Consider the following 22842-nt stretch of genomic DNA (forward strand, 5'->3'; position numbering starts at 1 on the left):
CAAGTCCGGGCCTTTTGAGCCCGGGCTTTTTTATGACGGCTGTGCCCGCCTGATGTCAATGCCGCCCTCTCCGTCAGCCTCAATGCGGATCGTCCCGTTCACAATGACAGACAGCGGATGGAACTCCGCATGCTGATCAGAAAAAATCCAGCGGCGGCCGCTCGGCCCTAAAAGCAAAAACGCCCCATCATTGTAATCACCCATAAAATGAAACCCATTTTCACTAAGAGGCGCATGCTTTCTCACCGGAATGCCGAAACGCTGCAGCTCCCTCCCGGTTGATACGACTTCGGCAGCCGTCAGATTCACCTCGCCGATATTCAGAACGGACTCAATCGAAAAATGTTCCGCGCTTGGCGGCGATGTTTCTCTCGCGATGAATTCCGCCAGATTGTTGGACGGATCTTTGAAATAAAAGGAACGCGCCTGAATATGAGAGAAATACACCTCATCCTCCCCATCTTCCGTTTGAAAAACGACTTTATCCTTCATCCACGCCTTCGCCTCATCAAAACGATTATTCGGAATGTTAAACGCGAAATGATACGTCGGATGAGAGTGAGAATCGGCGCGCCTGAATTCCAACTCACTTTCTCCCGCCTTGATGGTAAACGAATCACCGGACTCATCAATTAAAGAAAAACCTAACACCCGTTCATAGAAGTGTTTCGTCTCCTCCAACGCACAACTGTACAAAGTAATGTTATTTATTTGCATGATCATACCCCCTTTGGTTTATACTGCCATATAGAAGGGTTGATTCCTACTGTTTCGATGCACCAATTGAGAATCCTCCTTTCGCCCGGCGCTAAACATGACAAACAGCGCCAAACCGCTTATACCAGGCGTTTTTAAACATCTAAAGCAAAAAAAGCAGAAAATAATACCCCATATAGCTTGACAAAAAATAAATGTTATTTAATAATCTATATATAATTAGAATTATTATTGAAAGATAAAGTGAATGCTTTGTCTTTTTAATATATTTCAAATCACATTTCAGGAGGAAGATATTATGTCTTTAATCGGAAAAGAAGTACTGCCATTCGAAGCAAAAGCTTTCAAAAACGGTGAATTCATCGATGTAACAAACGAAGATTTGAAAGGTCAATGGAGCGTTTTCTGCTTCTACCCAGCGGATTTCTCTTTCGTTTGCCCGACTGAACTTGAAGATCTTCAAGGACAATACGCTGCACTGAAAGAATTAGGTGTTGAAGTATACTCTGTTTCTACAGATACTCACTTCGTACACAAAGGCTGGCATGACAGCTCTGAAAAAATCGGCAAAATCACTTACGCAATGATCGGTGACCCATCTCAAACGATCTCCCGCAACTTCGACGTTCTTGACGAAGAAACTGGTCTTGCTGACCGCGGAACATTCATCATCGATCCTGATGGCGTCATCCAAACAGTTGAAATCAATGCAGGCGGTATCGGCCGTGACGCAAGCAACCTAGTAAACAAAGTAAAAGCGGCTCAATACGTTCGTCAAAACCCAGGTGAAGTCTGCCCGGCTAAATGGGAAGAAGGCGGCGAAACACTTACACCTAGCCTTGATTTGGTAGGTAAAATCTAAGGAGTGCATTCCATTGGTACTTGATGCAAATATCAAAGCACAATTAAATCAATACATGCAGCTAATTGAGAACGACATTGTTCTCAAAGTAAGCGCCGGTGACGATGACACTTCTAAGGACATGCTGGCTCTCGTTGACGAGCTGGCTTCCATGTCATCTAAAATTTCAGTTGAAAAAACTGAATTAAACAGAACACCGAGCTTCAGCGTTAATCGTACCGGAGAAGACACAGGCGTTACATTCGCCGGTGTTCCTCTCGGCCACGAATTTACATCATTAGTGCTGGCATTGCTTCAAGTCAGCGGCAGAGCGCCTAAGGCTGATCAAAAGGTTATTGACCAGATTAAGAACATCAGCGGAGAATACCGCTTTGAGTCTTATATCAGCCTGACGTGCCACAACTGCCCTGATGTCGTCCAAGCATTAAACATGATGAGCGTGCTCAACCCGAATATCACTCATACAATGATTGACGGCGCGGCATTCAAAGAAGAAGTGGAAAGCAAAAACATCATGGCTGTTCCGACTGTATTCTTAAACGGTGAATCTTTCGGAAGCGGCCGTATGACCATCGAAGAGATTCTCGCAAAAATGGGCAGCGGCGCAGATGCGTCTGAGTTTGCCGACAAAGAGCCGTTTGACGTTCTTGTTGTCGGCGGCGGACCTGCCGGCGCAAGCGCGGCGATCTACACGGCGCGTAAAGGCATCCGCACCGGTGTCGTCGCTGAACGCTTCGGCGGCCAGGTACTCGACACCATGAGCATCGAAAACTTCATCAGCGTCAAAGCGACTGAAGGACCGAAGCTCGCTGCAAGCCTTGAAGAGCACGTGAAAGATTATGATATTGACGTCATGAACCTTCAGCGCGCGAAACGCCTTGAGAAAAAAGACCTCTTCGAACTTGAACTCGAAAACGGCGCTGTACTGAAAAGTAAAACAGTGATCCTTTCAACAGGTGCCCGCTGGCGCAATGTCAACGTACCTGGTGAGCAAGAGTTCAAAAACAAAGGTGTTGCATACTGCCCGCACTGTGACGGACCATTGTTTGAAGGCAAAGACGTAGCGGTTATCGGCGGCGGAAACTCCGGAATCGAAGCGGCGATTGACCTTGCAGGTATCGTCAATCACGTGACTGTGCTGGAATTCGCGCCTGAACTGAAAGCAGACGAAGTCCTGCAAAAACGTCTTTACAGCCTGCCAAACGTCACTGTGCACAAAAATGCACAAACGAAAGAAATCACAGGCGACCAAAACGTAAACGGCATTACGTTCGTTGACCGTGAAACAGGCGAAGAAAAACACGTTGAACTTCAAGGTGTATTCGTCCAAATCGGCCTCGTGCCTAATACAGAATGGTTAGACGAAACGGTCGAACGCAACCGCATCGGCGAAATCATCGTCGATAAGAGCGGCGCGACAAGCGTTCCCGGCCTATTTGCCGCAGGGGACTGCACAGACGGCCCGTACAACCAAATCATTATCTCCATGGGATCAGGTGCAACTGCCGCTTTAGGCGCATTTGATTATTTGATCCGGAATTAATGTGAAAGCCGCCATATGAATGGCGGCTTTTTTACATATACTAATTAAGAAGGCAGTATTTCCTCTAAACAATCCTCGCTGATTTTATAAGATTTTGGCCTTCTGCTTACCAGCTCAACAAATCCTTGCTGTTCTAAATAATCCATTACTCTGTTAATTTTATGTCTCGATTTATTTGAGAGCTCCATTAAATCTTGCACCGACAGCGTAACCTGATCATTTACAAATACATTAATCGTGATAATGATATTAAAAATATCACGTTCATCTTTATAATCAGCCCATTGATCGCTATCAATATAGTTCCTAATTCGTTTCAGTTTCATTAAATTAAATTCAAGATCCTCAATAATTCCTTTTTGTCCTGACAGAAGCAACTCCAGCATATCCATTAAATAAAAAGTCAGCTCTCCCCGGTTTAAAGGTGCGGGAATTTCCTCTAATGCCTTATAATACTTATCTTTGTTCTTATTAACTGCGTAAGAAAAAGTGATGGCTGAATATTTTTCTAAGTATCGGGACAAATAACTCCCAACGATAAGGCGTCCTGTTCTTCCATTGCCGTCATAAAAAGGATGAATGTATTCATAGTAGTAATGAGCTGTCATGTAACGATACAGCTGGGGATGTGTTTCATCATGAAGATAAGCAATTAAAGCCTCAAGCGCTTCTGTTATCTTCTGTTCAGAATTAACGCCGATATGGGTGGTCATGTTCCCATCGTTCACTTCAACATAGCCTTTTCTGAATAGCTCACCATCCGGCGCATCTTCTGTTCCGATTTCATCTGCGACCAGCTCGTCATATAATTCCCTAAAGTCATGAATGCTTGTAAACGACGGAATTCGGTCTATAAATTGATATGTTTTCATCAATCCGACAAACCGCTTATGTGAGGGCTCGGATTGTGCTAACGCTTTAAGAGCCTCTTTCAATTCTTTTTTTGTACTGCGGATTCCTTCAATTTCATTATTACTCTGTGCTTCATTAATAATTAATTTATCAAAATAAGGTTTGACAGCAAATTCAGGGAGCTGACTGATAAGGGATGAAATTTTGGAACTGTTTAACAACACTTCATTATTCAGCTTCATGAGTTTATGTGTATTCACATAAAATAGCTCAAATGAATCGTCCGTGGGTCGGCCTTTTCGGAACCCCCGTATGTTTAATGATGTTGAATAACTGCCATAGCTGCTTGTTCTCTTTTTAAATTCTTTCTCATATGAATCAGCATCCATTTTATAAAAAAGCTTAGATAACTTCTCATACTTCATATCATCACCTCGCTTAATTTAAAATTATACACTTTTTTAAATTATACAATCATTATAGCCTGATTTCTAACAAATATTCTCGCTTTCCAATCAAAACAAAAAACGGCGTACTGCATGGCAGTACACCGTCTGAAGCAATTCAATCTGTCTTTCTCCCTCTCGCCCGATAGATAAGAAATAATCCAATAAACCACAGCGGCGTCAGCAGCAAAGCCGGGCGCGTTGCATCCGCAAACAGCATAATCACCAGAATGACGGCAAACAGCGCCAGCACGGCGTAATTGATAAACGGCGCAAACGGCGCCTTGAAAGACGAGCTTGCGTGTAAGTCCGGACGGGTTTTCCTGTATCTGATATGACAGACAAGAATCACGCCCCACACCCAAATGAAACAAATCGCGCTGATGGTTGTCACGATGCCAAAAGCCGCTTCCGGTATCAATTTGCTTAAAAGAGCGCCAGCTGACAGCACAATAACCGATATCCATAATGCGCGGCTCGGCACATGATTTTTATTCAGCTTCGCAAAACTTGCCGGCGCTTGTTTCGTTTTGCTTAAGTTATACAAAATCCGGCTTGTTGAAAACATCCCGCTGTTACAAGCAGAAGCGGCAGACGTTAATACGACAAAATTAATGATTCCCGCGGCTAACGGGATGCCGACCAGACTGAAGGTCTTTACAAAAGGACTTTCCGCCGCATTCAGCTGCATCCACGGATTAATACATAAAAGAATGAGCAATGCCCCGACGTAGAAAAATAAAATCCGCAATGGAATTTTATTGATAGCGGATGGAATATTTTTTTTCGGATTTGACGTTTCCGCCGCCGACACACCCACTAATTCCACACCGACATAGGCGAAGATCACCATCTGGAACGAAAGCAAAAAGCCTGAAAATCCGTTCGGAAACAAGCCGCCGTGCTCCCACAGATTCGCCGCTGAAACCGTTCCGGTATGCGTTTTGAACCCAATCACCAGCAGAACCACACCGATGACAATTAACGCGAGAATCGTGACTACCTTAATTAAGGCGAACCAAAACTCCAATTCTCCAAAAATCTTAACCGTTAACAGATTAAGCCCTAATAAAATGAGTAAACAGATAAGTGCCGGAATCCACTGCGGAATATCAAACCAATATTTCACATACACACCGACGGCGATCACATCCGCCATAGCCGTCATAATCCAGCAAAACCAGTAGGTCCAGCCGGTGACAAACGCTGCACGCGGCCCTAAATACGCCTCGGCAATATCCGTTAATGATTGGTAGCCCGCTTTAGATAACAGCAGTTCTCCCAGCGCCCGCATGACGAAAAAAAGCGCAATACCTACAATAAAATACGCAAAGATGATAGAAGGACCCGCCAGCTGAATCGCCTTACCAGACCCTAAAAACAATCCGGTGCCGATCGTGCCGCCAATGGCGATCAGCTGCACGTGCCGATTCGATAAGTCCCTCTTTAGCTCTCGCTGCTCCACATCTGACTCCTCCTTACCTCTCTAGTGAACGACGAGCAAAAAAAGCCAATAAAAAAAGAGATTGGATGCCCTCCAATCTCATGGTCATAAGAATATCAAATTATATCTGCGCCGCTGACAATCAACAGCATGACAAATACATATTCGGTACTCTTCTGTCCTTTTGCCTGAGATTGTGAACCCTTCGGCGCCGCGGAAAACCCGCGGTCTCTCCAGAAGCCGCTCCTGCTGTAGTTCGACCCACAGCAATCATAGCCTGCTACGTATTGAGTTTCTGATAGAAATACCTATCAGCTAACTTTTTATTTTAATGGAACTTGAATGCATTGTCAATAGAGGGATGAGCTGCACGGCGTTATCCCGGTCCAATTTTTAATGCCTGAAGCGCGTATTTTCCGTTTTCATTGTCTCAAAAAGGCGTTATGCGGTACTATCATATAAGGTCTAATCATTTAAACATTATGTCATACTTTAAATTCACTTTATCATACAATTGCTCGTAAATAAAAAGGGGATGGACGAGATTGGAAACGAAATATTTAGATCTGCTCGCACAAAAATACGATTGTGAAGAAAAAGTGGTCACGGAAATCATTAATCTGAAAGCGATACTGAACCTGCCGAAAGGAACCGAGCATTTCGTCAGTGATCTGCACGGGGAGTATCAGGCATTCCAGCACGTGCTGCGGAACGGTTCAGGAAGGGTTAAAGAGAAGATCCGCGATATTTTCAGCGGCGTCATTTACGATAGAGAAATTGATGAACTGGCGGCTTTGGTCTATTATCCGGAAGACAAACTGAAGCTGATCAAACATGACTTTGATACGAAAGAGGCATTAAACGAGTGGTATAAAGAAACGATTCACCGGATGATTAAGCTCGTTTCTTATTGTTCTTCCAAGTACACCCGCTCCAAATTGCGCAAAGCACTGCCCGCCCAATTTGCTTATATTTCCGAAGAGCTGCTGTACAAAACAGAACAAGCCGCCAACAAAGAACAATACTATTCCGAAATCATAGAACAGATCATTGCGCTCGGCCAGGCCGATAAGCTGATCACCGGCCTTGCCTACAGCACGCAGCGATTGGTGGTCGACCATCTGCATGTTGTCGGCGATATTTATGACCGCGGACCGCAGCCGGATAAGATCATGGAAGAACTGATCAACTATCATTCAGTGGATATTCAATGGGGGAATCATGATGTTCTCTGGATAGGCGCTTATTCCGGCTCAAAAGTATGCCTGGCAAACATTATCCGCATCTGTGCCCGCTATGACAATCTGGATATTATTGAAGACGTTTACGGCATCAATCTGAGACCGCTATTGAACCTTGCCGAAAAATATTACGATGATAACCCGTCTTTCCGCCCGAAAGCGGACGAAAACAGACCAGAAGATGAGATTAAACAAATCACAAAAATTCATCAGGCGATCGCGATGATCCAATTCAAGCTTGAGAGCCCGATTATTAAGAGACGGCCGAACTTTAATATGGAGGAACGGCTGTTACTGGAAAAGATCGATTATGACCGCAATGAAATCACGCTGAACGGAAAAACATATCAACTGGAAAACACCTGCTTTGCGACGGTGAATCCTAAACAGCCTGACGAGCTGTTAGAAGAAGAAGCAGAAGTCATGGACAAGCTGCTGTTCTCTGTTCAGAACTCCGAAAAGCTGGGCCGCCATATGAATTTTATGATGAAAAAAGGCAGCCTTTATTTAAAATATAACGGCAACCTGCTGATTCACGGCTGTATTCCCGTCGATGAAAACGGCAGCATGGAAACGATGATGATAGAGGATAAAGCTTATGCGGGCCGAGAGCTGCTAGATGTATTTGAACGGTTCTTACGGGAAGCGTTTGCCCATCCGGAAGAAACCGATGATCTGGCGACAGATATGACTTGGTACTTATGGACAGGCGAATACTCCTCTCTCTTTGGAAAACGCGCCATGACAACCTTTGAGCGGTATTTCATTAAAGAGAAGGAAACGCATAAAGAAAAGAAAAACCCGTATTACTATTTGCGTGAAGACGAAGCAGCCTGCCGAAACATCCTGATGGAATTCGGTCTCAACCCGGATCACGGCCATATCATCAACGGCCATACACCGGTAAAAGAAATCGAAGGCGAAGATCCGATCAAGGCAAACGGAAAAATGATCGTCATCGACGGCGGCTTCTCCAAAGCCTACCAATCCACAACAGGCATCGCCGGCTACACGCTCTTATACAACTCTTACGGCATGCAGCTCGTCGCCCATAAACACTTTAACTCCAAGGCCGAAGTGCTGAGCACCGGAACCGACGTCTTAACAGTGAAACGATTAGTCGACAAAGAGCTGGAGCGGAAGAAAGTGAAAGAAACAAACGTCGGTGAAGAACTGATGAAAGAAGTGGCGATTTTGGAGAAGCTGCGGGAGTATCGGTATATGAAGTGAAGAATATGGAGTTCAGGGATGATTCTCTGGGCTCTTTTTTTACGGTTTCCCTGTATGTAAAACGGATTTAACCGCTTCTTCAATCTCCCTATAACCCGTACATCTGCAAATATTGGACTCCAGCCAATTGTTTATCGTGTCATCACTTGCATTCGGCTCAGTATTCACTAAAGCATGACAATTCATGAGAAAACCCGGTGTGCAATAACCGCATTGAAACGCGAATTTTTCAATAAAAGCCTTTTGAATCGGCGTATTGATCAGTCCTTCAATTGTCGTAATGTCCTTTCCTTCCCCTTCTGCCGCAAGCATTAAGCAAGATTTCATCGGCACCCCGTCCGTTAATACCGTACAGGCGCCGCAATCCCCATTTAAGCAGCCCGGTTTTGCACCAGTTAATCCGAGACGAAGACGAAGAGCAAATAACAAAGTATCAGCCGGCCTGACCGTAATCTGTCTTTCCTCGCCATTTACTTTCAACGTAATAGGATCAGACATTTGGACCTCCTTCTAATTCCCGTAAGGCATCTAAAATTGTATTTTGCAAGACAAATATTCGGTATTCACTTGAGCCTTCTGCGTCATCAAGAACGGGTTTGGGTACATACTGTAAAGACCTGCGCACCCTATCTTCTAATGAATAACTTTTATCGTTAAGCACAGCCTCCATTTCAGCAGAACGAAACGGAAATGGACATACGCCGCTGAAGGCCATTCTGATCTCATCATCTTTTTTCAGCGCACAGACTGTCACCAATGGATACCCGACATTCCACTGCTGTCTTCTTTTGATACTGACAAATGGCAGGTCAACGTACGCTCGATCGACAACGACATGAAATAAAAAATCACCTTTTTGCAACTGTATTTCCTTGTTAAATACTTTATTTATGGGACGGTAATGAATCCCCGCTCTCCCTGCAATCCCTATCAAACTATCAGAAATTAACAACGGCAGCACGGCCTCACGGTAATAGATGCCCCCGCAAATGTTTCCGCCCAGGCTGATCTTATTTCGAGTCGTCCGATCGGCTATTTCACTGACTGTTTTACTTAATAGCGGAAATGGATTTTCTTCCTCTAGTTTCGTTAATGACACGCCCGCTCCGATCACCAGATCATGTTCATAAAAGCGGATGGTTTGAAATTCCGGAAGCGCGTTCAGATCTATCACCGCATCCGTATAGACGATATTCAGCCTTCCTAACGTGATAATTTCCGTGCCGCCGGAATAATACATTGGTGTTTTCTTTTCGGCCGCAAGAGAGTGAAACAGGCGGGTTGTTTCTTGAATGGCCTTCGGTTTAAAATAGTCGAAATCAAACGGTATCATCTTTCCACCCCTCTTGCGTCCTCCATAATTGTTCGGGAATGAGAGGAAGTTGATTCAATTGGACACCTAAAGCGGCGGAAAGGCAATTTCCCAATGCTGCCGGCATCCCCAACAGTCCGTGTTCCCCGCCGCCGCGCGCTCCATAAGGCGCAATCACATGCGGGGTTTCAACAAATTCAATGATATATTCAGGCTGCTCTCCATAGTGAAGGGGGCGGTATGTTCTAAGCTGAGGATTTAATACTCTGCCATATGAATCAAATACAAAGGTTTCTCTTCCTCCAAATGCGATTCCCATACTCATCCCCCCCATCACTTGACCCCTTGCAGCTTTTTCATTCAGTACAGTTCCTATATCTACAACAGAATAGGCTTTTGTAATTCGATACGTATAATCCCGTTTATCCAACTCAACTTCAATTCCCTGAGCACCGACAGCCCACTCGGGTCCCGGCTTTCCTCTTCCCGTTTCCCGGTCTAAATTCGTCATCCGGGTTAATGTGTAATTGCCGCTCGCAATGATTTGGCCGCCAATGGTATTTCCATTCGGAAACGTATATCCGTAAGCAATGTCTTTTATTTCAACATGTACAGAAGGATGATCTATAAAATAAACCTTTCCGTCGGCCACTTCCAATTCCTCGACAGGAACCCGCAACACACATGATGCCACGTCCTTAAGCTTTCGAATGGCTTCCTCCGCTGCATTCAGTACGGCATTTCCGGCCATTAACGTCCCTCTGCTCCCCACGGTTTTCCAATGCTCGGGTGTTGTTTGTGTATCTATAAGCATTTTTACATGAATTTTGCTTATATCCATTTTCATTCGTTCCGCCAGGATTTGGGCTAGCACTGTTTTTGTCCCTGTTCCAATTTCCACTACCCCTGACATCAAATTAATGCTTCCATCGGGATTAAAGGTTAGAATCACCCCGGACGTTGCATTTGTATCAAATGTTGAGGTTTTCCAAATGCAGCTGATTCCCTTCGCCCGTATCTTCCGGCCATCGATTTCAATTCGCTGTCCCTCGGACCAATTCATTAATTCCTTCAATCTCTCAATGCATTTCGGCACATTTCCGACCGTGCTTGAATTGAGAAGAACTTGAGTCGGTGTGGTGTCACCGGGGCGAATGGCATTTTTATAGCGGAGTTCTAATGGATCCATGTTCAGCTTTTCCGCCAATACATCCATCGTCCGCTCAAAGGCAAATAACACTTCAGCATGGCTGTATCCCCTGAATGCACTTGGATATGGATGATTCGTATACATACAATATGAATCACACCGTATATGATCGATCGCGTACGGACCCGTACAATCAACCACCGCAGCCCGGCTGATGTCCACTCCTTTATCAGAATACGCTCCGCCATCAAATAAAAGCTGAATGTCTGCCGCCTTTAAGATTCCATCCTTTGTAGCCCCTAATTTGACAATGGCATCCAACCCGATATGAACGGGAGATGTGATCAGATCCTCTTCTCTCGTATTAAACAATTTGACGGGCCGGCCTCCGACTGCTTTTGATGCCAAATAGGCAATCACCTCTAACTGAACGGCTGCTTTTCCTCCGTACGCCCCACCTACTAAAGGCGTTTTGACGATCACCTTTCCGGGTTCGATTCCAAAATACCACTGCATTAATTTTTTAATGGCAAAAGGAGCTTGAGAGGATGTGGTAATGATAATCTCCTCATCCGCCCGAATTTCAACAATCGAGCATCTGGTTTCCATCGCAGCGTGATCAGAAGGGTTAAAGGAAATCTGGAATTCTGCTGTCACATCACTTTCCCTAAACCCGTCTTCAATATTTCCTTTTCTAACCTTATCCAGGTTTGCGATATTGGTCTTCGGAACCGGGAATACACCTTTTGTCTTCTCATAGCGGTCCGCATGTTCATGGACGAGCGGCGCATCCTTTTGAAAGGCCTCACGGGGGGAATTGACGACGGGAAGAGGTTTATAGGATACTTTGATGGCATCCGCGGCCTTTTTAGCTGTAATCGGATTTTCCGCAACAACAACAGCAACCGGCTCACCATGGTATCTAACCCTTTTATAAGCAATCGGCGATCTGTCTTTAATTTCCTCACCTGCAAGCGGAAAAGGTTCATCACCCAATATCGCTCTCACGCCGGGAATCTTCCAAGCTTCTGAAAAGTCCATAGACACAATATCGGCATGCGCATATGGACTGACCAGCATTTTTGCGTGTAATGTGCCTGTTTCTTGAAAATCATCCGTATATTTCGCTTTACCCGTCACTTTTCCAAGAGCCTCTTTTCGAATGACACTCTTCCCGATATACTCCAACTCATTCACTCCCCGAATTTATTCAGCAGCAGCGTATAATCTTCAACTGTATCGACGTCATAAAAAAGCAAAGGGTCTTGAAAGCTGATCATTTTTCCCGTATTGATCATACTTTCACGGATGACGTGCCGGGCGCCCTGATCTCCCTTTAACTGATGCAATACCGGAAAACATTGATTTGAGAATAAAATGGGGGGCATAGGAAGATGATGATTTTCAGCGGCGATAAATGAATAACGGCGCTCCTTTTGATAGGAATCAATTAATGTATTGATGATATCTGAGGTGACAAACGGCTGATCTGCAAGGAGAATGATAACAGCGTCAGCCTCGTACTCTGCCGCTTTTTGTAAACCGCATTGTATAGAATGGCCTTGGCCCTTATCCGCTTGCTCACATTCTGCCTGACTCCACTTATTTGATAAAGGATTTAAAAAGAAAACATCCGAAAGCCAATGCAGTGGATCTCCCTTTCCCGTTATAACGAAAATATGATCTAATTCAGATAACAAGGCATTTTTAAGAGCCATACTTCCAAGGGAAACTCCATTCAGAAATAAACTTCGCTTATCCGTCCCCATACGTCTGCTTGTACCGGCTGCCAGGTAAATGGCTGCTGTTTTCATAAAGCTGACCTTTGTTTTCGCATTTTTTGAATCATCTCGCCAACAATGCTTACAGCAATCTCCTCAGGGCCTTGTGCCCCGATGGGAAGTCCGATAGGGGAATGAATATCCTCTGGAATCTCCGCTCCGCCTAATAGCCGCTCGGTGCGCCTTCTAGGGCCTAATACACCTTTATAAAACACATTCTCGTTTTTTAATGTATGTAAAATGATCTGATCTTTTTGAAAGCTGTGCGTCATTATGACAACAAAATCCCTTTTTGTCATGCTCAGACCTTCCATGACTTCTTCCGGTGCTCCTGTTATCAAATGGCCGGCTTCAGGAAAATGGCCGTGATGACATAAAGCGGGACGCCAGTCAATCACCGTCACATGAAAGCCAGTGCCAGCTGCCAACGAAACTAACGGCTTCGCATCTTCCCCTGCTCCGAAGACATATAAACAAGGTTTTGGCACCATCTGATGGATAAAAAATAAATCAGAGGTATGTTCATCCCTTTTGATTCCCTTTTCCGTCTGTCTCAGTTTTTGAATACAGCCTTGTTCCATAACATCCCCGGTTCCAAACACGCTGCCGTCTTCCACTATGTACAGATCTTCCTTCGGCTCTAACGTTTTAGTGAATCGTTTCATTCGGGTCACAGACTTTTTTTCATCTAAGCATGTCTTGACTGTCATCAGATTTCGTTCCAATTCCCCTTTTACAGGCTCAAGTAAAACCGTCAAAACACCATTACAGCCAATGCCCTGTCCCCAGGATAAATCGTCCTCCGCACTCATATCAAAGCGGACAATCAACGGCTCTCCTGCAGCCCAGACCTGTTCCGACCGTTCAACGAGATCTTCTTCCAGACAGCCGGCGGATAACATTCCGACTCTTGTTTTATCCCCTAAAATCAGCATGGAGGCCCCTTCTTTCTTATAAGCGGACCCCTCTGTTTTAACGATGGTAGCCAGTACCTTAGCTTTCTTAGAATTGGCGATGACATCCAAAATCCGGTGCATATCATCCATTTCATGTCCCCCGTTTTACCTGATCATCTCTGCATCTGTATATCCGTATTCTTTAATCCCGGAAAACATTACAAACGCTTCAGCAATTTCTTCGTTTCTAAAAAAAAAGAGTCTTTATAGACCTTATGACCGGGCGGCGGGTGCGACAGCATGTCGGAGCGGAGAGATTCCAATAACATGTTCTGTTCCTTCTGTTTCCAATTGTCTGTTTCACCCTGCTGTATGCCTTTAAAGCCCGCAAAGTATTCACTTAACACTTGTAAATCATTCCCCAGCTCCCTTTTGTCACTTGAAGATAACTCCCCCTCTTTTTCCCATTCTTTTAACGTTTTCACTATATTTGATAAATACTCAAATCCGGCGTTCAACTTTTGCATCTCTATTTGATAGCTTGAAATGATGATTTTATGTTTTTTTCTGACGGGGTTGAATTTTAAGCTGTCAGAGGCTGTTTGCAGCATCTCTTTTGCCGTATGCAGCTCTTGCAGAAGATTGTTCATTCTATACGCCATGAGGTTCCCTTTTCCTTGTCCCCACTCTGATTGCACCCATTTGGAAAGGTCTGAAAGTGTGCCGGAAAGCTGACGAGCCAATGTTTGAAAAGAGTCCGCTGCCTTTTTTGTGTAGTCCGGCGGAAAAAGGAACATGTGAACCAGAATGGCAATGATGACGCCGATCACCGTATCGATGATTCGGTCGAATGCATAATCTTTAGCGTTTCGTTCAAACGTAAAGACCAACAAAATGGTGAGCGCTACCTGATGTAAAACCGTTACATCTATTCGTAACCACTTCGCAATGTAAGTACCGCCTAATAGGAACAGCCCCAGCATCCAGCCATTCATTGGCAAGTGACTGACAAGAAAGGATGTTAGCATGATCCCAATCGCAGTTCCCGCAATACGATGAAAAGAAAAGCGAATTGACTGATCTATCGTTGGCTGCAAACATAAGATAACAGATAGAGGCGCTAAATAGGGGTGATCAGAGCCCGCTAGTTTTGCCGCTTCCCACGAAACAGCAGATGCAATCGCCATCTTCCAAACCAAGGATGTTTTGTTTTGAATTTTTTCACTTTTCATCATACGCCCCCTCCTTTCAGAAACCTTTTCCACTAGGTTTCCGTGACGCAAAGGGATTTATACTGTCGTATGGAAAATGCGAAAGAAGCTGTTGTTCAGAGGGGGAATTCTTGAATGACGGCTTCTTTTTTTGGGGTTGGGGAAGCATTGGGAAACGGAAAAATGATCGTCATCAACGGCGGCTTCTCCAAAGCCTAGGATCGCCGGCTACACGCTCGTATACAACTCTCACGGGATTCAGTTATTCACCCTTAAACACTTTAACTCCAAGGCCGAAGTGCTGAACCCCGGAACCGACGTCTTAACAGTGAAACGATTAGACGACAAAGAGCTGGAGTGGAAGAAAGTGAAAAACAAACGTCGGTGAAGAACTGCTGAAGGAAGTGGCTATTTTGGAGAGGTTGCGGGAGTATCGGGATGTGGGGTTCGGAGATTAGGATCTGTCTCCCTAGAAGGTAGACAGATGAAATAAAATAGCTGTTTGCCTTGAGGGGGGATTTTATCACATCTAGAAAATAACACTCAAGTTGATAAAAAACTAACCATAATACCGGAATATAGCAGGAAAATCAAAGTTATGAGGTACACTTTGTGATGCGTTATATTCTGGAGCATTATTATACTTCTCAGAGTGAGTTATTCAATTGAATGATCTAGTTACGAAGTATCGAAGAAGTAACTGATTTCTCACGAAAGAACCAAGAACAAGAGTAAACTGTACCCTGTGTAGTAGACACTTTTAAAAAGTCTTCTGCACAGAGTCTTTTTATGTACAATAGATAAAAATGGAACGGGGGGGGGGAATTTATGAGTGAAAAGTAGAAGGATTCCTACAAGCCTTATTTCCATCTTTAGCTTTTTAATGTCTTCCATTGGAGTTTCATATTAATGCTTAATCGATCGTATTGATCGAGTAGCTCCATCATTCCATTAAGTAAAAAGTCATTTGGATCTCTGTCGTAAATGAATAGATAGGTTGTTCAATGCTAGATACTCCTGCACTGTCTTTCATAAGTTGTCGTTTAATCATTACCTGGGCATTATCTGCTCTCCATAAACGGTTAGTATTCATTACAACAACCTTTTTGATAACTCCCTCGGATAAAGCAGCGAAAAAATTCGTTATTCTATCACGTGGAAATAACATACCACTCCCTAGTTCCATAAAAATTTCAACTTATTCTAACTTATTTATTTTGCAATACTCTTCGATACCTGTTTCTTGAACATCTTTTCCATATCCCTTTTCAGCTTGTGTTTCAGTCGAAACACGAACATAACCAAAAACTTTTTCCATACACACACCACCTTCCTAAATTCATAAAATGAGGATAGGACCTCTCGTTACTTTTGTAAACTCTTATGTATAACTTTTTATAAAAAACCTGTGTAAAATGTATTATGACAAATGCTCTAATAATTGAATCATAAAAAGCAGGTATGTCATAACGACATACCCCTTTTTTGAAAATACTATTTTTATTCAAAGTTATAATCACTTGGTAAGTCAAATTGCTCTCTTAATTCGTCATACCAGCGCTGTTTGTCACGCTCAGAAGGGTTAACGTATACTTCATATTCTTAGAATAATTGAATAAGGGGTTCGTGTATTACTGTATCTTCTATACCCTCAATTATTTTATTAGCTTCAGGCATAAACCGATCTCTAATTTTCGGAAATAAAAAATCTTGTTTATAACTCTTTCCCTCTTTCTTCAATAACTCTTTTACCATAGGCGATAGGTAAACACCTTCTAGCACTTGTTTCAGTACATAAGGGTTAAAATATGGTTTCCTTGGCTGATTACTTTTCATAATTATGACCTCCTTTTGGTTTCAGGTTAATATATATTATTTTTTCCCAGCATTTTAAGGAGAATATTAAAATATTAAAAATATAAAAAGCTCATTAGGTGATGATAATGAGCTTTGTTATATTTAGGTATTTAAATTACTCTTGTAGGCTGTACCATCATGAAGCATGAATTAATTAATCAATTCCTTTTTTAGAAACGTTTGAGTTACTCTTTTATTAAACTTTTCACCCTTTGGGTTTATTAGTTTGCATTGTTTATAAAACCTATTTCGTAACCTTCTTTATCTTCCGTACTAAATCTTTTAACCACATATTGAGCAAAATCTTTTTCAAGATCATCAGGAAAGTCATTATCGACTAAAATAATCTGATGTTCAATCCCCTTTTCAAGAAAGTCATTTGACATTTTTTGTATATAATCATAGATTCTGATATACTTTTTCGGGTCATCTAGCCCTTCTATTTTACTTTCTTTGGCACCATCAGCGTCTTCACTATATTTTTTTGTTTTACCTAGATATTTACCAATAGTATCAAGCATTATTAAGCTTGGAAAATTAGTTTCGTTGATCAAGCTATTCTTTAATATACTTGTAATATAACCCACAGAAACTAAAGTTCTTAGACCTCCCGAAGTTAAATCTATATATTCTCTATCCCTAACAATTGGTAAAAACGTTTTTTCACTAAAACTTATACCATAGGCATTCTTTATTGGAATATACTCTAAAAACTCTTTTAAGTATGTCCCTAAATCACTTAATGTTTCTTCCACAGACGGTGTTTGTTCTTTTAATGATTCTAATCTAGAATCCAACTCACTAATCTGATTAGCGATTACCTCTTGTTTTTGTTTTAATTCACTTAATTGTGATCTTACCTTTAAAAAGTATTTCACCTTATCAAGTTGTTCTTTATAACTCGATAATTCTGAAATCACCATATCCCTCTGGCTTATATAAGGAGAAATAAAAGTTTCGGCTTTAGTATCTAGAATACTTTTTGCTTTATCTAATTGAGTTCTATTTGATATTATTTCATCTTCGATTATAAATAGTTCATCTCGTAACTCATCTACAATTTTATTCAAGTCTTTAGATCTGTTTTTTATACTATTAATTTCTTTTTTTAGAACATCTTCATTGTGCTCGATAAAATGTTTTTTTATTTCTGATGTTTCCATCCTAGAATCACACAAAGGACATTCAACTACCTTATAATTTAGCATTGAAATACTATCCTTAACTTGTAAAACAGTTTGTAATTTATTTATATCATTGTAATACTCTTTTTTTAGTCTGAGGTTTTGCTCTAACTGAGCCTCTTTGTGAGATTTTTTAGAAAATAGAATATTTATTTTTTGTTCTATTTCAAGTACTATAGATCGTAATTCCTCCATTTCTGCATTATTCGACTTCATTTTGTCAGTTATTTTATTTTTTTCTTTTTCGAGAAAAATTAGCTTTTCATTTAATTCTTCTTTTTCAGCTTGCAGCGAACCTTCAGTTGAAAGTTTTGTTTCAAGTAAAAATGAAGAAATTGCCCCATACTTATTTTCAATTTCTTTCTTTTCTCTAACTTTTTCTCCTATCATATTTTGCAATTCTGTAATTTGTGTATCTAGCACATTATGTAAAAATTTAAATGTTTCTTTGTTTTTAGCCATTAACGAATAATTTTTTCTATCCAATAAGTCTCTACTTCCAACATCGTCCTGATCAAAATAACAATACTTAAATATATCTCTAAAGCTTAACCTTACCATAGGAGAATTCTCCTTAGAGGGGGATTTTTTAACTTTAATGATGGGTATATTTAAGCTAGATAATAAAAAATCAGAAAAATAACCAGCTGCCCCTTCTTTTTCATAATTAGGAGAATACTCTAGAGGGAATACATTCTCGATATTCTCAATATTTGAAGAAAAGACTTCTATATCCGCTTTTGGATTGAATATGTCTCTTTTTATTGTATAAACTTTATTACTTAACGATACTTCTAGCAAAGCATATTTTCCATGCTGTTCAAGCTCATCATACATGTACACTTTTTTGCTTCCTAACAAATAATCGATTAGATTTAATATGCTTGATTTCCCAGTGTCTGAATCTCCATGGATAATATTGATTCCATTTTCAAAATTCACATGATACGATTTTGACCTACCTATTAAAACCATCTTATTAATTATTAATTTTGGTGATTTCACAACCATTTTATATCCCCTTTACTAAAGGATTTACAATTTTCTTGAGTTCACTTGTACTTACTGATCTTAATATAAGCATCTCATTACATAATTCCTTAATTCTCATTGTGTAATCCGTTTCAGTTCTATTAACTATGGTTTTTCCCTTTTCCGTTAGGATATAAAAAAGTTCGTTTTTTTCTTGAACAACATCTATCATGTTGTATGCAATCATTAATTTAGTTAGTTCTTTAGCATGTTTAATATCCAGTAGAGTAATTTTATTAGGAAATAAGCTAGAAACCGAACCAGATTCAATGTTTAACAATTTCAAGCTAGTCTTGTTTTTAAGAGCTAATACCTGTTTTAGCAAAAATGGATATTTAATTAAAAAATCAAAAATCGTAAGTTTATCTAAATTTAATATTAATTTCCCTCTTGTTGTATACGCTAATATTTCTATTATTATTAAAAATCTAATCAATCTTAGATTGATGTCATTTTCAGTTATAATAATTGGTATATTATTTCTCATTATGATCCCTAGCCTTTCTAAAATCCTCTATATTTTTTATGGAATGACTTTTAGCCCACCATATATCTTTATCTAGGCTGTTTGCAAGTTGTTGTAACATACCAGTTTTTTTATTAGCATCTATTAGAGGGATTGCAGTTTTTAAGAACTCTTTGTCTCTATCAATTATATTTTCTAAAATCTTATTTAGAAGTTCATTACTCGATTTTATTTCTCCATATACCAGTTTATTGAAATAAATTCGGTATAAACGTTCTAAGTTATTGTAAAGTTGATCTAATTCTTCGATATCATATCCTTTGTTTATCATGGACCTAATCATATACTCCGCATTAAAGAAAGTTTGCTTTGAGTCATCAATTAGCGAATTATGAACATCAGCTATTAATAACTTCAATACAAATAATTCATCATCTAATTTACCATCATCAATAAACGTCTTTGGTTTCATATCTTCAGAAAAGTGTTTTTCCTTCACATACGTACTGAGGTCTTTTTTTATCCCCTTGTATACTATGCTGTTTTTTGATTCAGGCTTACATATATTAAAGTGATCATTATTACAAGCGACCTTTAGTTTTTTCCCCACCTGATATGAAACTGCATTTTGCTCTTCGACAATCTCATCATATTGCCCAAAATAATATACTGTTTTGGGAATTCTTTTCTTATTTTGTATCCAATCTTCATTAACCTTGTCAAGAAAGCCACTTAAAGGCTTTAGGTCAATTACTTGTGGGTTGGATCTAGCTAGTTTTCCACCTATATTAGCCCAATTTGAGCCTTTATGTGGTACAGCAAGTGATAGAAATAATTTTACTTTTGTACTTTCATTTTCGTTCAAATCATCAAGAATAAATGCTTTTGATATTAACCCTCCCATGCTATGAGCGATTAATATTATATTTTTGTACTCTTCGCAATATATTTCTATCGAGGACTTTAAGTGCTCACTTAAACTTTTGATACTAATATTTTTTGCAATATTTGAAGGCTTAGCAAAAATAGTCCTTATTAACCCTGAAGTGAACCTAGCTTTCTTAAAGTCTATTAACTTAGTAAAGTAATTAAAATACGCTATATCAAAATTCTCATTTATGAAATCTTCTTCTGAAAGCATTTCAGGAAACTTATATTTTGATGAGTTTGTCCATGTCTCAGAATCACTAGTAAATCCGTGAATAAAAATAATTAAATTTTCTTTATTATTTTCTTTAATAAACTCAATCGGCGGTTTCAATTGCATTCCCCCTAAATAATTCTCACAATACATATTTTAACATTAATCAGCCATAAAGAAACTATTAATTAAACAATTCAATTTTCACAGTATCATTATTAAAATTGAAATATTTTATACGCTTTTAAGAGTGCCTTTAATTCATCATCATACGATTTGGTTTACCAAAATAACAAACCTGTAATGATTAATTTTTAACTGTCGATTAAAAAGACAAGCTCTTTAGAACTTGCCTTTAGTACGAAAATTATTATTTACTTTTATTCCATATAACTTCTCATCTCTGATTCTCATTCGCTTCGCATTTCCATTTCATAGCCTTTGATATTATCCAACCACGCATCACAGCCCTCGATAAAATGGAAAAGTCCTAACATGTAGCTATAAAAGTTATCTACATCAATCTCTACATCATTAAACTTGTACTCATTACTGTATGAACATGGATACCTAAACATATCTCCATGCTTATCTATACGACTTATAGATCTAATATAGCTCTCAGCTAGCTCAAGTGTTTCTTCCTTTTGATTATCTTCTTTAGAGTAATGAATTAACATAGGTTTTATTGACTTCCATAAGTCTTTGTATAACAAATGTGAGTTCCTTTTACTATTAACGATATGCAAGTCAATACCTTGGTTCATCTGCATATGAAGTAATCTTTTTAATCCTATCTCAATAGCGTTTCTCATTAAGAATACTATCGGATAAAATAATGCTTCATCTTTTGATTCTTTAAACTTTCCAAACAAAAATGTTGCAACCTCACTATATCCTGTAACCTGCTTATAAAATCCATCACTCCATGGTGAATCCCATAAATAGCAATTATTAATGCCTGAGCTTGCCAATTGTAAAAATTCCGGCTCCACCTCAAGATTTAATTCGACTTCATCAGACCATTCTCCATATATCATTTTATTCAAGGTGCTATAACAATATATAAGTCGATTACCCATATGACAAATATCTAATGCCTTATCTCCATATTGTTGCATGAAGTCATCTTTAAACGGATATCTAAAAAGATCTGAACTGGAATCTACTATTTCTATACTATCTAAATATTTCTCTAACCATGTTTGTTCAGCTTCATTTAACTCTTCAACACCATATCTATCTTTATAGGTTTTGTACAACCCCCTTACATTATGTTTTTCTGCAATAAATATTTCCTGTAATTCGCTCTTAGTAGCACCCTTAATAGCTAAGCCTGCCTTAACCAATAACTCTATAGCTTGCCGTATCATATAAACGCCAGGTAAAAACCACATGTCATACTTGCTATTATTATTGTGTGGAACTTCTATAACCTCTTTTAATGTGATATAGCCTGCGTTCATATACTGCCTAGATAACTTTGCATAGTCTTTTTCAGGTTTTTTACTCCACTTTATATGTACTTTCATCTCTTCATTCACTATATATTTAATATTTTTGTCTTTTTCGACCCAAACATATTCCAATTTAAAGGTTACTCCTTTTTCACATCAGATTTATCGAAGAACTTTCTAGAGAAATCTTCAAATATTCATTGAACTACCTTTAATAGATTTCCTTGCTATCTACTTATTTCTAATCTATTTATTTCAATAGTAAGTTCTATTTTACTGTTTGCTATCACTTATGATAAGGCTCCCCACGATTTATCCGAAACGCCCGATAAATCTGCTCCACCAAAATCAGCCGCATGAGCTGATGAGGAAATGTCATCTTCGAAAACGACAGCTTTTCATCTGCTCGCTTCATCACTGCGTCACTCAATCCTAGTGAGCCGCCGATGACGAAGGTGATTTTGCTTTTTCCATATGTCGCCAGCTTATCTATTGTATCGGCCAGTTCTTCGGATGTTTTCATTTTTCCTTCGATGGCGAGGGCGATGACGTGGGTGTCCGGGCTGATTTTGGCCAGGATGCGTTCGCCTTCTTTGTCTTTGACGATTTTCATGTCTTGGTCGCTCAGGTTTTCCGGCGCTTTTTCGTCCGGGAGTTCAATGATGTCGATTTTTGCGTAGGCTGAGAGTCGTTTTTTGTATTCTTCAATGCCTTGCTTGAGGTATTTTTCTTTTAGTTTTCCGATGGTCACAATATTGATATTCACAGGTCATCCCCACTTTAGAAACAAGTTATTCATATATATTGTCCACAATTGTGGATATCTTTTCTGTATTTTGTGTAGGATCATTCGTTCCCTACTAGATATGTTGCAGTGTCCCCACATAATTCACAGGCTGTGGATAAACTGTTAGTATGTTCGATTTTTCTGATTTCGGGCGGAAGCTCATGATCATCTATGTACATGTCCAGCACGGTTTCGATATGTTCTTCACAAGAATAATAAGCGGTTTTCATTGT

20 protein-coding genes, 1 pseudogene and 1 riboswitch are annotated in these 22842 nt (G+C 40.2%); of the genes and pseudogenes, 4 read left to right on the forward strand and 17 right to left on the reverse strand.

Translation table 11 applies throughout. From position 1 onward, the window contains the following. Window positions 1–30 precede the first annotated feature (30 nt). Window positions 31–717: a VOC family protein gene (locus ACKTRM_RS18795; RefSeq protein WP_012118861.1), complete on the reverse strand. Its 687-nt coding sequence runs from the start codon at window positions 715–717 to the stop codon at window positions 31–33. 298 nt (window positions 718–1015) lie between these two features. Between ACKTRM_RS18795 and ahpC the strand changes: the two genes are divergently transcribed. Both ahpC and ahpF read left to right on the forward strand, forming a co-directional pair. After that, window positions 1016–1579, forward strand: coding sequence for an alkyl hydroperoxide reductase subunit C (gene ahpC, locus ACKTRM_RS18800; protein WP_004393188.1), 564 nt, complete (start codon window positions 1016–1018; stop codon window positions 1577–1579). A 13-nt stretch (window positions 1580–1592) separates the two neighbouring features. Next, window positions 1593–3122, forward strand: a complete 1530-nt coding sequence (gene ahpF, locus ACKTRM_RS18805) for an alkyl hydroperoxide reductase subunit F (RefSeq protein WP_007614902.1) — start codon at window positions 1593–1595, stop codon at window positions 3120–3122. A 44-nt stretch (window positions 3123–3166) separates the two neighbouring features. Here ahpF and ACKTRM_RS18810 read toward each other — a convergent pair whose 3' ends face one another. Both ACKTRM_RS18810 and ACKTRM_RS18815 read right to left on the reverse strand, forming a co-directional pair. Next, on the reverse strand, window positions 3167–4399 hold the full coding sequence (locus tag ACKTRM_RS18810) for a Fic family protein (protein ID WP_012118862.1): 1233 nt from the start codon (window positions 4397–4399) through the stop codon (window positions 3167–3169). Between the two features lie 139 nt (window positions 4400–4538). Next, window positions 4539–5885: an amino acid permease gene (locus ACKTRM_RS18815; protein WP_007614904.1), complete on the reverse strand. Its 1347-nt coding sequence runs from the start codon at window positions 5883–5885 to the stop codon at window positions 4539–4541. A gap of 145 nt (window positions 5886–6030) precedes the next feature. After that, a riboswitch (glycine riboswitch) is annotated at window positions 6031–6111 on the reverse strand. 298 nt (window positions 6112–6409) lie between these two features. Here ACKTRM_RS18815 and fbp point away from each other — a divergent pair. Continuing rightward, window positions 6410–8335, forward strand: coding sequence for a fructose-1,6-bisphosphatase (gene fbp, locus ACKTRM_RS18820; protein WP_012118863.1), 1926 nt, complete (start codon window positions 6410–6412; stop codon window positions 8333–8335). 39 nt (window positions 8336–8374) lie between these two features. Here the strand turns inward: fbp and ACKTRM_RS18825 are convergent, their stop codons facing one another. From ACKTRM_RS18825 to ACKTRM_RS18850, 6 genes are all read right to left on the reverse strand, one after another. Further along, window positions 8375–8833 (reverse strand): (2Fe-2S)-binding protein, encoded by a 459-nt coding sequence (locus ACKTRM_RS18825; protein WP_012118864.1) that lies wholly within the window; start codon window positions 8831–8833, stop codon window positions 8375–8377. Next, window positions 8826–9668 carry an FAD binding domain-containing protein gene (locus tag ACKTRM_RS18830; protein WP_012118865.1) on the reverse strand — a complete coding sequence of 281 codons (843 nt, stop codon included), beginning with the start codon at window positions 9666–9668 and terminating at the stop codon, window positions 8826–8828. The genes ACKTRM_RS18825 and ACKTRM_RS18830 overlap by 8 nt, the downstream gene beginning before the upstream one ends. Then, window positions 9655–11985 carry a xanthine dehydrogenase family protein molybdopterin-binding subunit gene (locus ACKTRM_RS18835; protein ID WP_012118866.1) on the reverse strand — a complete coding sequence of 777 codons (2331 nt, stop codon included), beginning with the start codon at window positions 11983–11985 and terminating at the stop codon, window positions 9655–9657. The genes ACKTRM_RS18830 and ACKTRM_RS18835 overlap by 14 nt, the downstream gene beginning before the upstream one ends. A 5-nt stretch (window positions 11986–11990) precedes the next feature. Beyond that, window positions 11991–12611: an NTP transferase domain-containing protein gene (locus ACKTRM_RS18840; protein ID WP_023357213.1), complete on the reverse strand. Its 621-nt coding sequence runs from the start codon at window positions 12609–12611 to the stop codon at window positions 11991–11993. Further along, window positions 12608–13624, reverse strand: coding sequence for an XdhC family protein (locus tag ACKTRM_RS18845; protein ID WP_012118868.1), 1017 nt, complete (start codon window positions 13622–13624; stop codon window positions 12608–12610). The genes ACKTRM_RS18840 and ACKTRM_RS18845 overlap by 4 nt, the downstream gene beginning before the upstream one ends. A 68-nt stretch (window positions 13625–13692) precedes the next feature. Beyond that, on the reverse strand, window positions 13693–14709 hold the full coding sequence (locus ACKTRM_RS18850) for an FUSC family protein (RefSeq protein ID WP_012118869.1): 1017 nt from the start codon (window positions 14707–14709) through the stop codon (window positions 13693–13695). 150 nt (window positions 14710–14859) lie between these two features. Between ACKTRM_RS18850 and ACKTRM_RS18855 the strand changes: the two are divergent. Beyond that, window positions 14860–15143: pseudogene (locus tag ACKTRM_RS18855) on the forward strand (fructose-bisphosphatase class III); the annotation flags it as partial. 740 nt (window positions 15144–15883) lie between these two features. Here ACKTRM_RS18855 and ACKTRM_RS18860 read toward each other — a convergent pair. The 8 genes from ACKTRM_RS18860 to ACKTRM_RS18895 form a co-directional block, all read right to left on the reverse strand. After that, the gene (locus ACKTRM_RS18860; protein WP_023357214.1) at window positions 15884–16003 is read right to left on the reverse strand and encodes a recombinase family protein; all 120 of its coding nucleotides are present in this window, start codon (window positions 16001–16003) and stop codon (window positions 15884–15886) included. 284 nt (window positions 16004–16287) lie between these two features. Continuing rightward, window positions 16288–16521, reverse strand: coding sequence for a hypothetical protein (locus ACKTRM_RS18865; protein ID WP_012118874.1), 234 nt, complete (start codon window positions 16519–16521; stop codon window positions 16288–16290). Window positions 16522–16763: 242 nt separating this feature from the next. Then, entirely contained in the window at window positions 16764–18737 is a 1974-nt protein-coding gene (locus ACKTRM_RS18870) for an AAA family ATPase (RefSeq protein ID WP_023357216.1), read from the reverse strand. 1 nt (window position 18738) lies between these two features. Then, complete coding sequence (locus tag ACKTRM_RS18875) at window positions 18739–19245, reverse strand: ABC-three component system middle component 4 (protein ID WP_041482232.1); 507 nt, start codon at window positions 19243–19245, stop codon at window positions 18739–18741. Beyond that, a complete protein-coding gene (locus tag ACKTRM_RS18880; RefSeq protein WP_012118876.1) occupies window positions 19235–20485 on the reverse strand; it encodes an ABC-three component system protein in 1251 nt (416 codons plus the stop codon). Before ACKTRM_RS18880 ends, ACKTRM_RS18875 begins: the two co-directional genes overlap by 11 nt. A 290-nt stretch (window positions 20486–20775) precedes the next feature. Next, complete coding sequence (locus ACKTRM_RS18885; protein WP_023357217.1) at window positions 20776–21954, reverse strand: hypothetical protein; 1179 nt, start codon at window positions 21952–21954, stop codon at window positions 20776–20778. A 154-nt stretch (window positions 21955–22108) separates the two neighbouring features. After that, window positions 22109–22588 (reverse strand): 23S rRNA (pseudouridine(1915)-N(3))-methyltransferase RlmH, encoded by a 480-nt coding sequence (rlmH, locus tag ACKTRM_RS18890; RefSeq protein WP_007407874.1) that lies wholly within the window; start codon window positions 22586–22588, stop codon window positions 22109–22111. A gap of 80 nt (window positions 22589–22668) precedes the next feature. Then, window positions 22669–22839 carry a CxxH/CxxC protein gene (locus ACKTRM_RS18895; RefSeq protein WP_004393147.1) on the reverse strand — a complete coding sequence of 57 codons (171 nt, stop codon included), beginning with the start codon at window positions 22837–22839 and terminating at the stop codon, window positions 22669–22671. Window positions 22840–22842 lie beyond the last annotated feature (3 nt).

Source organism: Bacillus sp. D7-8, assembly GCF_052055895.1.
Taxonomy (GTDB): Bacteria; Bacillota; Bacilli; order Bacillales; family Bacillaceae; genus Bacillus; species Bacillus velezensis.